General features: G+C 61.2%; 11 protein-coding genes. 5 read left to right on the top strand and 6 right to left on the bottom strand.

Annotated features, from left to right (window positions below; genetic code table 11):
• Nucleotides 1-179: 179 nt before the first annotated feature.
• Together AB4P90_RS28990 and ubiA are read left to right on the top strand one after the other, a co-directional pair.
• Nucleotides 180-743 carry a chorismate lyase gene (locus AB4P90_RS28990; protein ID WP_072435258.1) on the top strand — a complete coding sequence of 188 codons (564 nt, stop codon included), beginning with the start codon at nt 180-182 and terminating at the stop codon, nt 741-743.
• Nucleotides 743-1,633, top strand: coding sequence for a 4-hydroxybenzoate octaprenyltransferase (gene ubiA, locus AB4P90_RS28995; protein WP_014720511.1), 891 nt, complete (start codon nt 743-745; stop codon nt 1,631-1,633). The genes AB4P90_RS28990 and ubiA overlap by 1 nt, the downstream gene beginning before the upstream one ends.
• A 121-nt stretch (nt 1,634-1,754) precedes the next feature.
• On the opposite strand, the gene AB4P90_RS29000 is transcribed toward ubiA, so the two are convergent.
• Complete coding sequence (locus AB4P90_RS29000) at nt 1,755-2,132, bottom strand: hypothetical protein (RefSeq protein ID WP_014720512.1); 378 nt, start codon at nt 2,130-2,132, stop codon at nt 1,755-1,757.
• Between the two features lie 152 nt (nt 2,133-2,284).
• Here AB4P90_RS29000 and phoB point away from each other — a divergent pair, with 152 nt between their 5' ends.
• The 3 genes from phoB (at nt 2,285) to AB4P90_RS29015 (ending at nt 5,941) form a co-directional block, all read left to right on the top strand.
• Nucleotides 2,285-2,974, top strand: coding sequence for a phosphate regulon transcriptional regulator PhoB (phoB, locus tag AB4P90_RS29005; protein ID WP_003195617.1), 690 nt, complete (start codon nt 2,285-2,287; stop codon nt 2,972-2,974).
• 82 nt (nt 2,975-3,056) lie between these two features.
• The gene (phoR, locus tag AB4P90_RS29010; protein WP_232246145.1) at nt 3,057-4,343 is read left to right on the top strand and encodes a phosphate regulon sensor histidine kinase PhoR; all 1,287 of its coding nucleotides are present in this window, start codon (nt 3,057-3,059) and stop codon (nt 4,341-4,343) included.
• Nucleotides 4,344-4,600: 257 nt separating this feature from the next.
• Complete coding sequence (locus tag AB4P90_RS29015) at nt 4,601-5,941, top strand: hemolysin family protein (RefSeq protein ID WP_003195620.1); 1,341 nt, start codon at nt 4,601-4,603, stop codon at nt 5,939-5,941.
• Nucleotides 5,942-6,073: 132 nt separating this feature from the next.
• On the opposite strand, the gene AB4P90_RS29020 is transcribed toward AB4P90_RS29015, so the two are convergent.
• The 5 genes from AB4P90_RS29020 to AB4P90_RS29040 form a co-directional block, all read right to left on the bottom strand.
• On the bottom strand, nt 6,074-6,973 hold the full coding sequence (locus tag AB4P90_RS29020; protein WP_014720514.1) for a response regulator: 900 nt from the start codon (nt 6,971-6,973) through the stop codon (nt 6,074-6,076).
• 164 nt (nt 6,974-7,137) lie between these two features.
• The gene (gene phoU / locus AB4P90_RS29025; protein ID WP_003195624.1) at nt 7,138-7,899 is read right to left on the bottom strand and encodes a phosphate signaling complex protein PhoU; all 762 of its coding nucleotides are present in this window, start codon (nt 7,897-7,899) and stop codon (nt 7,138-7,140) included.
• 70 nt (nt 7,900-7,969) lie between these two features.
• On the bottom strand, nt 7,970-8,803 hold the full coding sequence (gene pstB, locus AB4P90_RS29030; protein WP_003195626.1) for a phosphate ABC transporter ATP-binding protein PstB: 834 nt from the start codon (nt 8,801-8,803) through the stop codon (nt 7,970-7,972).
• A gap of 163 nt (nt 8,804-8,966) precedes the next feature.
• Nucleotides 8,967-10,637 (bottom strand): phosphate ABC transporter permease PstA, encoded by a 1,671-nt coding sequence (gene pstA, locus AB4P90_RS29035; RefSeq protein WP_034129126.1) that lies wholly within the window; start codon nt 10,635-10,637, stop codon nt 8,967-8,969.
• A 15-nt stretch (nt 10,638-10,652) separates the two neighbouring features.
• Nucleotides 10,653-12,686 carry an ABC transporter permease subunit gene (locus AB4P90_RS29040; protein WP_172832677.1) on the bottom strand — a complete coding sequence of 678 codons (2,034 nt, stop codon included), beginning with the start codon at nt 12,684-12,686 and terminating at the stop codon, nt 10,653-10,655.
• Between the last annotated feature and the right edge of the window lie 251 nt (nt 12,687-12,937).

Below are 12,937 nucleotides of genomic sequence, written 5' to 3' on the forward strand. Positions count from 1 at the left end.
TTCAGGCGTGTTGGCCGGCGGTCGATGGATCCAGCGTTGCCGCGCGGCTCAGGGCGTTTTGTACTGATCGGGGCCGGCAGATGCAAGCACGTTCGACGCAAACGGCCGGTTTGGCGCGGCAAAAGTTCAGGGTGCCATGGTAAGCTCGCCGCCTCTTTTGCTGCCAATACTGACTCACCGTGCCGCACTCAATCGCCCTTCCCGATGCTTGCCAATGGCTGACCCAGAGCCTTCTGAGCCCCTTGCCCACGCCCTTGACCCTCAACTGGCTATTTGACGAAGGCTCGCTGACGCGACGGCTGACGTGGCTGTCCAACGAGGCTTTCAGCGTGACGCCGCTGTTCGAAGGCTGGCAACCGTTGCGCGATGATGAATGCGCCGCCCTGGACCTGCCGCCGGCCAGTATCGGCTGGGTACGCGAGGTGTATTTGCGCGGGCACGGCCTGCCTTGGGTGTTCGCCCGCAGCGTGGCGGCCCGCAGTGCTTTGCAGGGCGATGGCCTGCACATGGACGAGCTGGGCAGCCGTTCGCTGGGCGAGTTGCTGTTCTGCGACCGCGCCTTCACCCGCCAGGCCATTGAAGTGTGTCACTACCCTCGTGCCTGGCTGCCGACAGCGGACCAGGCCGATAATCTGTGGGCACGCCGCTCGCGCTTCGACCGCGGAGCGCTGAGCGTGCTGGTGGCGGAAGTCTTTTTGCCGAGTTTCTGGCGCGCGTTGCACGATCATCCGGAGAACTGCTGATGTACCAACGTCTGCTCAAGTCCTTGAACCGCCTGAACCCCAGGGCCTGGGATTTCATTCAGTTGACGCGCATGGACAAGCCCATCGGCATCTACCTGCTGCTGTGGCCGACGCTGTGGGCCCTGTGGATCGCCGGCAAGGGTTCGCCGTCGCTGATCAATATCGTGATTTTCGTGCTGGGCGTGGTGCTCACCCGGGCCGGCGGCTGCGTGATCAACGACTGGGCCGACCGCAAGGTCGATGGCCATGTGAAACGCACCGAGCAACGCCCGCTGGTGAGCGGCAAGATCAGTTCGAAAGAAGCGCTGGTGTTTTTTGCCGTGCTGATGGGCATCAGTTTCCTGCTGGTACTGCTGACCAATGCCAGCACCATCCTGCTGTCCCTGGGCGGCCTCGCACTGGCGGCAAGCTACCCGTTCATGAAGCGCTACACCTATTACCCCCAAGTGGTGCTGGGCGCAGCGTTTTCCTGGGGCATGCCGATGGCGTTTACCGCCGAGACCGGCCATTTGCCTGCCACCGCGTGGCTGCTGTACATCGCCAACCTGTTATGGACGGTGGGCTACGACACCTATTACGCCATGACCGACCGCGATGACGATTTGAAGATCGGGGTGAAATCCACCGCCATTCTGTTCGGTGACGCTGACCGCGTGATCATCCTCACCCTGCAAGGCCTGGCGCTGGCGTGCCTGTTGCTGGCCGGCGCGCGGTTCGAGCTGGGCGGGTGGTTCCACCTCGGGTTGCTGGCGGCAGCGGGCTGTTTTGTCTGGGAGTTCTGGTACACACGGGACAGGGACCGCATGAAGTGCTTCAAGGCGTTCTTGCATAATCACTGGGCGGGGTTGGCGATTTTTGTCGGGATCGTGGTGGATTACGCGGTTCGCTGAGGATTCTGTGGTGGCTGTTGGGACGCCATCGCAGGCAAGCCAGCTCCCACATTTTGACTGTATTCGCAGATCAAAAAATTGGGAGGGGCTTGCCCCCGATGGATTCAGCAGCGCCGCAGACTTAAGGCTTGATGATGTGCCAGACGCTACCCTTGCCATCACCGGTCTTGTCACCGGCTTTCTTGTCGTCCTTGTAGGTGTAGACAGGCTTGCCTTTGTAGGCCCACTGGCTGGTCTGGTCGTCGCGGGTGATCACCGTCCAATCGCCGGTCTTGGTGTCAGTGGACTCTGCCTTCAGCGGTGGCCAGTTGGTCGCGCACTGGTCCTTGCACACTGATTTGCCATCAGCGTCCTTGTCGAAGGTATAGAGCGTCATCCCCTTGTGATCCACTAACATCCCGTCTTGGGTCATCGCCGGCTCTGCCGCAAACGCCAGGCCTGGCAGCGTCAACACCGCAGATACCAGCAGGGCTTTCCAGGAAACAGTGCTGTAAGTCATCGGAACCTTCCTTTTGTGGTTGTCAGGATTCGGACCCAAAGGGTAGTCCAGAGTGCCGTTAATTGCCCAAGCGACTAAATTACTGTCACACGACTGCAATAATTCCGTTATCTAATGCGGCGCAAGACAGTTAAATGACAAGAGGATTGAGCATGGTTGGCAGGAGCATTCTGATCGTTGACGACGAAGCGCCCATTCGCGAAATGATCGCCGTCGCGTTGGAAATGGCCGGCTATGACTGCCTGGAGGCGGAGAACTCCCAGCAGGCCCACGCCATTATCGTCGACCGCAAGCCGGACCTGATCCTGCTCGACTGGATGCTGCCCGGCACCTCAGGCATCGAGTTGGCCCGCCGTCTCAAGCGTGACGAGCTGACCGGGGACATCCCGATCATCATGCTCACCGCCAAGGGCGAAGAGGACAACAAGATCCAGGGCCTGGAAGTCGGCGCCGATGACTACATCACCAAGCCGTTCTCCCCACGGGAACTGGTGGCGCGCCTCAAAGCCGTGCTGCGCCGCGCCGGCCCGACCGATGGCGAAGCGCCTATCGAAGTCGACGGCTTGATCCTGGACCCGATCAGCCACCGCGTGACCATCGACGGCAAGCCTGCGGAAATGGGGCCGACCGAATACCGCCTGCTGCAATTCTTCATGACCCACCAGGAGCGCGCCTACACCCGTGGCCAACTGCTCGACCAGGTATGGGGCGGCAACGTCTATGTGGAAGAGCGCACTGTGGACGTGCATATCCGCCGCCTGCGCAAAGCCTTGGGCGATGCGTACGAGAATCTGGTACAAACCGTGCGCGGTACCGGCTATCGGTTTTCTACCAAAGGCTGAGCCAGTCCCTTTCCTCCCTTAACAGCTGACAAGGACGCATGTTTAAGTGAACCAGAACTGGCACGGCACCCTGATCCGCCACATGCTTCTGTTGATCACTGCCTGCCTGCTGGTCGGGCTGATCAGTGGCTATTACGGCTGGAGCCTGGCCGCCGGCATCGCGTTGTACCTGGGCTGGACCCTCAAACAATTGCTGCGCCTGCATGAATGGCTGCGCCAGCACAAACCCGACGAAGCACCGCCCGATGGCTATGGCCTGTGGGGCGAGGTGTTCGACAGCATCTACCACCTGCAACGCCGCGACCAACGGGTACGCGGGCGCCTGCAAGCGGTGATCGACCGGGTGCAGGAGTCCACCGCCGCACTCAAGGACGCGGTGATCATGCTCGACAGCGACGGCAACCTCGAATGGTGGAACCGCGCCGCCGAGACCCTGCTGGGCCTCAAGACCCCTCAGGACAGCGGCCAGCCGGTAACGAACCTGGTACGCCACCCGCGCTTCAAGGAGTACTTCGAGCAGGACAACTACGAAGAAGCCCTGGAAATCCCCTCGCCCACCAACGACCGCGTGCGCATCCAGCTGTACCTGACCCGCTACGGCAATAACGAACACTTGATGCTGGTACGTGACGTGACCCGTATCCACCAGCTGGAACAGATGCGCAAGGACTTCGTCGCCAACGTCTCCCACGAGTTGCGCACGCCCTTGACGGTGATCTGCGGCTACCTGGAGACGTTGCTGGACAATGTCGATGAGATCAACCCGCGCTGGAGCCGCGCCCTGCAGCAGATGCAGCAACAAGGCTCACGCATGCAAACCCTGCTCAACGACCTGCTGTTGCTGGCCAAGCTTGAAGCCACGGACTACCCCTCGGATAACCACCCCGTGGCGGTGCAGAGCCTGTTGCAGACGATCAAGAACGATGCCCAGGCGCTCTCAGGCGAACGCGGGCAGCAGATCACGCTGGAGGCCGACCCAACCGTATTGCTCAAGGGCAGTGAAGGCGAACTACGCAGCGCCTTCTCCAACCTGGTGTTCAACGCGGTGAAGTACACCCAGGACAAGGGCAATATCCGCATTCGCTGGTGGGCCGACGAGCATGGCGCACACCTGAGTGTGCAGGACTCGGGTATCGGTATCGACGCCAAGCACCTGCCGCGCCTGACCGAGCGCTTCTACCGTGTCGATTCCAGCCGTAACTCCAATACCGGCGGCACCGGGCTGGGCCTGGCCATCGTCAAACATGTGCTGTTGCGCCATCGGGCCCGCCTGGAAATCAGCAGCGTGCTGGGGCATGGCAGTACCTTTACCTGTCATTTTCCGCCGGCGCAGGTCACCCGTTCGCGAGCGGTCGAGGCCGATGACTAATTTGAAGTGAGCACAGCCCACTGTGGGAGCTGGCTTGCCTGCGATGGCGGCGGGTCAGCCAAATCATCGGTAGCAGGCAGACCGCCATCGCAGGCAAGCCAGCTCCCACACGGGTTCTGTGAGACGATTTTGCAGCCCCGCCCGGCAGCAGGCACTAGGCAAGCGCCCCGTCAGCCGCTACATTGGCCGACTTGTGCCTGCCTTTCAGGCCCACCTGTCACCCCTTATTGAACACACGGAACCTGCAAAACCCCATCATGGACCCTTCCCCTGGCATCACCCTCGCGACACTCTTCGCCGATTTCGGCATGATTCTTTTTGCACTGATCCTGGTACTGCTCAACGGTTTCTTCGTTGCGGCGGAATTTGCCATGGTCAAACTGCGCGCCACCCGCGTCGAGGCCATCGCCCATAAGAACGGCTGGCGCGGGCAGATCCTGCGTACCGTGCACAGCCAGCTCGACGCCTACCTGTCGGCTTGCCAGTTGGGTATCACCCTGGCGTCCCTGGGCCTGGGCTGGGTCGGTGAACCGGCCTTTGCGCACATCCTCGAGCCGATGCTGGGCGCGGTCGGCGTGCAGTCGCCTGAAGTGATCAAGGGCGTGTCGTTCTTTGCCGCCTTCTTCGTGATTTCCTACCTGCACATCGTGGTCGGTGAGTTGGCCCCAAAATCCTGGGCGATTCGCAAACCCGAGTTGCTGTCGCTGTGGACGGCCGTGCCGCTGTACTTGTTCTACTGGGCGATGTACCCGGCTATCTACCTGCTCAACGCCAGTGCCAACGCCATTCTGCGTATCGCGGGCCAAGGCGAGCCTGGCCCCCACCATGAGCACCATTACAGCCGCGAAGAACTCAAGCTGATCCTGCACTCCAGCCGTGGCCAGGACCCCAGCGACCAAGGCATGCGCGTACTGGCCTCCGCCGTGGAAATGGGCGAGCTGGAAGTAGTGGACTGGGCCAACTCCCGGGAAGACCTGGTGACCCTGGACTTCAACGCCCCGCTCAAGGAAATCCTCGCGCTGTTCCGTCGCCATAAATTCAGCCGTTACCCGGTGTATGACGCGGTGCGCAACGAGTTCGTCGGCTTGCTGCACATCAAGGATTTGCTGCTGGAACTGGCGGCCCTGGACCATATCCCCGAATCGTTCAACCTGGCCGAATTGACCCGTCCATTGGAACGCGTATCGCGACATATGCCGTTGTCGCAACTGCTGGAGCAGTTCCGCAAAGGCGGCGCGCACTTCGCCCTGGTGGAAGAGGCCGACGGCAAGATTATCGGTTACCTGACCATGGAAGACGTGCTGGAAGTGCTGGTGGGCGATATCCAGGACGAACACCGCAAGGCCGAGCGCGGCATCCTCGCCTACCAGCCCGGCAAACTGCTGGTGCGTGGGGACACGCCGTTGTTCAAGGTGGAACGCCTGCTGGGCGTCGACCTGGACCACATCGAAGCCGAAACCCTGGCCGGCCTGATCTACGACACGCTCAAGCGCGTGCCGGAAGAAGAAGAAGTGCTGGAAGTTGAAGGCTTGCGGATCATCATCAAGAAGATGAAAGGGCCGAAGATCGTGTTGGCCAAGGTGCTGCTGCTGGACTAACTGCAGGCGCAGTGCTGCGTGTGGGAGCGGGCTTGCCCGCGATAGCGGTGGGTCAGCCAGCGCATCGTTGACTGAGAGATTGCTATCGCGGGCAAGCCCGCTCCCACATGGACTAAGCGTCGCCTTGAAGGGTCACGCACCCGGCACGAAATGCTTCTGCGCCGTGCCACGGGCGATCAGGCGGGAAATGTAGTCCAGCTTCTGCGCATCCTGGTCGATAAAGCGGAAGGTCAGCTGCAACCAGTCGCTGTCGGGCTTGGGCTCGTAGGCGACGATGGCGTGCAGGTAGCCGTTGAGCCGTGCGACTTCGGCGTTGTCGCCCTGCTCAAGGTCGAGCACGGCGCTTTCCAGCACCTGAGGCAGGACCTCGCCACGCTTTACCACCAGCAACGCTTCCTTGATGCTCAGGGCCTTGATCACGCATTGCTGGGTGCCGCTTGCGAGGCGCAACTGGCCCTGACCGCGACTGCCAGCCGGCGCCGCTGCGGCGGGGGCCTTGACTGGCGGTGTATTGAGCAAACCTTTGCTGGGCGCCGCCACCGGGGCCGGCTTGACCGCTTCGGGTTTGCCGCCGGTCAGGGCGCTCAGGGAGTCGTTGCCAAAGGCTGAGTTCATCTTGGTCGGCGCGCTGGCAATCAGCGCATCGAGGCGACCGATCTTGTGCAGGGCTTGCTTGACCTTGTTCAGCAACTGCTCGTTGGTGAACGGCTTGCTCACGTAGCCGGAAACGCCGGCCTGGATGGCCTGCACCACGTTTTCCTTGTCGCCACGGCTGGTCACCATCACGAACGGCATGGCCTTCAGGTGCGCTTGCTCGCGGCACCAGGTCAACAGCTCAATACCGGACATTTCCGGCATTTCCCAGTCACACAGCACCAGGTCGAAGGTTTCGCGCATCAGGATGGATTGCGCCTTTTTGCCGTTCACCGCATCTTCGATCTTGATTCCGGGGAAGTAATTGCGCAGGCACTTCTTCACCAGGTCGCGAATAAACGAGGCGTCATCCACCACCAACACACTGACTTTACTCATCGACCCTTCATCCTATAAAAACGTCTGCAAAACGCCTGACTGATGGCATTTTGCCAAAACTCGCGGGTCACAGAAGGACTTTATGGCGCCTGCTGTGCAAAAAATTCAGATGCCACAAACGAAAACGCCCGGCCAGAGGCCGGGCGTTAATTTCTCGGGCAACCTTACTTATCGTCAGATTCGCCCGAAACATTAGGGATTAGATCAGCAGTCCCTTCAACTTCGGCTTTCATGCGCTTGAGGCCCATGTGCCGCACATCGGTGCCGCGCACCAGATAAATCACCAATTCCGAGATATTGCGCGCGTGGTCGCCGATACGCTCCAGGGAACGCAGCACCCAGATAATGTTCAAGACCCGCGAGATCGAGCGCGGGTCTTCCATCATGTAAGTGGCCAACTCGCGCAGCGCGGTCTTGTATTCGCGGTCGATGATCTTGTCGTACTGGGCCACCGACAACGCCAGTTCGGCGTCAAAGCGGGCGAAGGCGTCGAGGGCATCGCGCACCATGTTGCGCACCTGATCGCCGATATGGCGCACCTCCACGTAGCCACGGGGGGCTTCACCCTCTTCGCACAGCTGGATGGCGCGGCGGGCAATCTTGGTGGCTTCATCACCGATGCGTTCCAGGTCGATCACCGACTTGGAAATGCTGATGATCAAACGCAGGTCCGAGGCCGCTGGCTGGCGGCGGGCAAGAATGCGCAGGCACTCCTCGTCGATATTGCGTTCCATCTGGTTGATCTGCTCGTCAATCTCACGCACCTGCTGAGCCAGGCCCGAGTCGGCCTCGATCAGCGCGGTGACCGCATCATTGACTTGCTTCTCCACCAGCCCGCCCATCGCCAGGAGGTGGCTGCGCACTTCCTCAAGCTCGGCATTGAACTGCGCGGAGATGTGGTGGGTAAGGCCTTCTTTGCTAATCATGTTGGCGTCCTTGGAGCGTCCGGTAAGGTGCGGAAAACCGCAGCGTCAGTGCAATCAGAACCACAGCTTCCTAGCCGTAGCGACCGGTGATGTAGTCTTCGGTCTGCTTCTTCGCCGGATTGGTGAACAGGGTGTCGGTGTCGCCGAACTCCACCAGCTTGCCCATGTACATAAACGCGGTGTAGTCGGAAACCCGCGCCGCCTGTTGCATGTTGTGGGTCACGATGACGATGGTGAACTTGGACTTGAGCTCGTAGATCAGCTCTTCGACTTTCAGGGTGGAGATCGGGTCGAGGGCCGAGCACGGTTCGTCGAGCAGCAGCACTTCCGGCTCTACGGCGATGGTACGGGCGATCACCAGACGCTGCTGCTGGCCGCCGGACAAGCCGAGTGCCGATTCGTGCAGGCGGTCCTTGACCTCGTCCCACAATGCCGCGCCCTTGAGCGCCCACTCAACGGCTTCATCGAGGATGCGTTTCTTGTTGATACCCTGGATACGCAGGCCGTAGACCACGTTTTCGTAGATGGTCTTGGGGAACGGGTTGGGCTTCTGGAACACCATGCCCACGCGGCGACGCAGCTCGGCCACGTCCTCGCCCTTGCGGTAGATATTGGTGCCGTAGAGGTTGATCGCGCCTTCCACACGGCAACCGTCCACCAGGTCATTCATGCGGTTGAAGGTACGCAACAACGTCGACTTGCCGCAGCCCGACGGGCCGATAAAGGCGGTCACACGCTGTTTTGGGATGTTCATGCTGACGTCGAACAGCGCCTGCTTGTCACCGTAGTACAGACTCAGGCCCGGTACTTCGATGGCCACGGTTTCCTGGGCCAGGCTCAGGCTCTGCTTGTCGCGACCCAGGGCAGACATGTTGATGCCGTGGGATTGGGTTTCGTGTTGCATGGGATGCTCCCTGTGCTACCAATTCATTCGTTGAACCGCCGGGGCGGCTTACTCAAATTCTGTGTCTGTGGGAGCTGGCTTGCCTGCGATGGCATCACTGCGGTCTTACTGATACACCGCGTCGTCTGCATCGCAGGCAAGCCAGCTCCCACATTGGATCGCATTAGCTGTCCAGCGCTTTGTATTTTTCGCGCAGGTGGTTACGAATCCACACTGCCGACAGGTTGAGCGTGGCGATCACCAGCACCAGCAGCAACGCGGTGGCGTACACCAGAGGCCGTGCCGCTTCGACGTTGGGGCTCTGGAAGCCGACGTCATAAATATGGAAGCCCAGGTGCATGATCTTCTGGTCCAGGTGCAGGTACGGGTAGTTGCCGTCCAGCGGCAGCGACGGCGCCAGTTTCACCACACCCACCAGCATCAGCGGCGCCACTTCACCGGCGGCGCGGGCCACGGCGAGGATCATGCCGGTCATCATCGCCGGGCTGGCCATCGGCAGCACGATCTTCCACAGCGTTTCCGCCTTGGTCGCGCCCAGTGCCAAGGAGCCTTCACGCACGGTTCGAGGGATCCGCGCCAGGCCCTCTTCGGTGGCCACGATCACCACCGGCACCGCCAGCAGCGCCAGGGTCAGCGAAGCCCAGAGCAGCCCCGGCGTACCGAAGGTCGGCGCAGGCAGCGCTTCAGCGAAGAACAGACGATCGACCGAGCCCCCCAATACATACACGAAGAAGCCAAGGCCGAACACGCCGTAGACGATCGCCGGTACACCGGCCAGGTTGTTCACGGCGATGCGGATGATGCGCGTCAAGGTGTTCTGCTTGGCGTATTCACGCAGGTACACCGCGGCCAGTACGCCAAACGGGGTCACGATCATTGCCATGATCAGGGTCATCATCACGGTGCCGAAGATGGCCGGGAAGATCCCGCCTTCGGTGTTGGCTTCCCGTGGGTCATCGCTGAGGAATTCCCAGACCTTGCTGAAGTAGAAACCGATCTTGGTCATCGTGCCCATGGCGTTCGGCTGGTAGGCGTGCACCACTTTGCCGATGCCGATTTCCACTTCCTTGCCGTTGCCGTCACGCGCCGTCAGGGCGTCGCGGTTGAATTGGGCATGCAGGTCGGCCAGGCGCGCTTCGATGTCCTGGTAGCGCGCATTCAGCTCGGCGCGGTCGGCGTCCATGTCGGCCTGGGCGGCAGCGTCGAGCTTGCCTTCCAGTTCCAGTTTGCGACCGTGCAGGCGGATGCGCTCCAACCCGGCGTTGATCGCGCCAATATCGGTTTTTTCCAGGCTCTTGAGCTGAGCGGCCAGCTTGTTCACGCGGTCCACGCGAGCTTGCAGCTCCGGCCACGCGGCCTCGCCTTCGGCAATCACCTTGCCGTCCTGCTTGACGTTGACCAGGGTGCCGTAGAAGTTGCCCCACTCACGACGCTCGATGGCCATCAGGTTCGCAGGCTTGGTCTGGTCCTTCAGCCACTCACCGACAATCCAGGTGAAGTCGTTACCGTTCAGGTCGCGATTGCCGACCTTGATCAGCTCACGGGTCATGAATTCCGGGCCTTGGTCCGGCACTGGCAGGCCCGCGCTTTTCAGACGCTCACGCGGCACTTCTTCTTTCTGGACCACTTCGCCGATGACGATGTGGTTGGCCTGGCCTGGCACGTTGTAGTTGGCCTGGATCAGGTCGGCCGGCCAGAAATGGCCCAGGCCCCGCACCGCAATCACAGCCAGCAAACCAATGGTCATGATGACCGCGATGGACACCGCGCCACCGCTGATCCAGACGCCGGGGGCGCCGCTCTTGAACCATCCATTCAGGGAGTTCTGTTTCACAGACTTCTACCTTTCTTAAAGCGACGAGTATTTCTTGCGCAGACGCTGACGAATCAGCTCGGCGAGGGTGTTCATGATGAAGGTGAACAACAGCAGCACCAGCGCCGAGAGGAACAGCACGCGGTAATGACTGCCGCCCACTTCCGACTCGGGCATCTCCACCGCAACGTTGGCCGCCAGGGTGCGCAGGCCCTCGAACAGGTTCATCTCCATCACCGGGGTGTTACCGGTGGCCATCAGTACGATCATGGTCTCGCCCACGGCGCGGCCCATGCCGATCATCAGCGCCGAGAAGATGCCCGGGCTGGCGGTGAGGATGACCACGCGGGTCATGGTCTGCCACGGCGTGGCGCCCAGTGCCAGGGACCCCAGGGTCAGGCCGCGTGGCACGCTGAACACGGCGTCTTCGGCGATGGAGTAGATGTTCGGGATCACGGCAAAACCCATGGCCAGGCCGACCACCAACGCGTTGCGCTGGTCGTAGGTAATGCCCAGATCGTGGGAGATCCACATGCGCATGTCACCGCCGAAAAACCAGGTTTCCAGGTACGGGCTCATGTACAGCGAGAGCCAACCCACGAACAGGATCACCGGAATCAGGATCGCGCTTTCCCAGCCATCGGGAACGCGCAGGCGGATCGACTCAGGCAAGCGGCTGAAGACAAAGCCGGCGACCAGGATGCCAATCGGCAACAGCATCAACAGGCTGAAAATGCCCGGCAGGTGCCCTTCCACATACGGCGCCAGGAACAGGCCGGCGAAGAATCCGAGGATCACCGTCGGCATGGCTTCCATCAGTTCGATCACCGGCTTGACTTTGCGGCGCAGGCTCGGCGCCATGAAGTAAGCGGTGTAGATCGCTGCAGCAACCGCCAGTGGCGCCGCCAGCAACATGGCGTAGAACGCGGCCTTCAAGGTGCCGAAGGTCAGCGGGGCCAGGCTCATCTTGGGTTCAAAATCGGTGTTGGCGGCCGTGGATTGCCAGACGTATTTAGGCTCGTCGTAGTTCTCGTACCAGACCTTGCTCCACAACGCGCTCCACGACACTTCCGGGTGCGGGTTGTCGAGCAACAACGGTTGCAGCTTGCCACCCGCCTCGACGATCACACGGTTGGCCCGTGGCGACATGCCGAACAGACCCTGACCGTCGACCACCGGGTCGACCAGCAAGGTGCGATGAGCGGTGCTGTGGAACACGCCGAACTGGCCAGCAGCATCCAGGGCGGTGAAGCCTTTGCGGCGCTCCTCAGCGCTGATTTCGACGATGGGTGCAGTGCCCATCTGGAAGGTGCGGATCTGCTTCAGGCGTTGCTCGCCATCCGGGTCACGGGCCATGAACCACTGGGCCAGGCCGCCTTTGGAGTTACCCAGGATCAGCGAGATGCCGCCGACCAACTGGGTGCTGGCGGTGATTTCCGTGTCGGCGTCTTCCAGCAGTTTGTAGCGCCCGTTGAGGCTCTTGTCGCGCAGGCTGAACACGTCGGCCAGGGCACGGCCGTTGATCACGTACAGCCACTGCTGGCGTGGGTCGATGAAGATCGCCTTCACCGGCTCGGTCATCTGCGGCAGCTCGACACGCTTCTGCTCGCTGGTGACCTCACCGGTCATCATGTTTTCTTCGCGGCTCAGGGTCAGCACGTTCAAGTGCGAACCGGCGGAACCTGCCACCACCAGGGAGGTGTCGGTGGCGTTGAGCGCGACGTGCTCCAGCGGGCGACCGGCGTCATCCAGCACGATCGGCGTTTCGCCGTAGGGGTACTCGATCGCTGGGGTAATGGTTTTCTTGCCGTCGGGGTACGACACCTTATAGGTGTGGCGGAACACTAAAGACTGGCCATTGGACAAGCCGAGAATCACCAGCGGGCTGCCCGGCTGATCTTCACCAATGGAAGCAACACTGGTACCGGCCGGAATCGGCAGGTCGACACGCTTGAGCTCGGCACCGGTGTCCACGGCAAAGAACAGCGCCTGGCCCTTGTCGGAAACCCGCATGGCGACCTGGTTCTGTTCTTCGAGGGAGATCATCAACGGCTTGCCGGCGTCCTGCATCCAAGCGGGCGTCAACGCGTCTTCCTTGGTCAACGAGGCGCCCTGGAACAATGGCGCAACCACATAGGCGAGGAAGAAGAAGATCAGGGTAATGGCGGCCAGCACGGCGAGCCCGCCGACCAGCACATACCAACGGGTGAAGCGATCCTTGAGCGCGCGGATTCGGCGCTTGCGTTGCAGCTCAGGCGTATTGAAATCAATGCGCTTGGGAGGGGAAGTCGTCGTCATGGTGGAATTGGCCAGATCATTCA

The sequence above is a fragment of the Pseudomonas sp. B16120 genome (assembly GCF_044218845.1).
GTDB lineage: Bacteria > Pseudomonadota > Gammaproteobacteria > Pseudomonadales > Pseudomonadaceae > Aquipseudomonas > Aquipseudomonas paracarnis.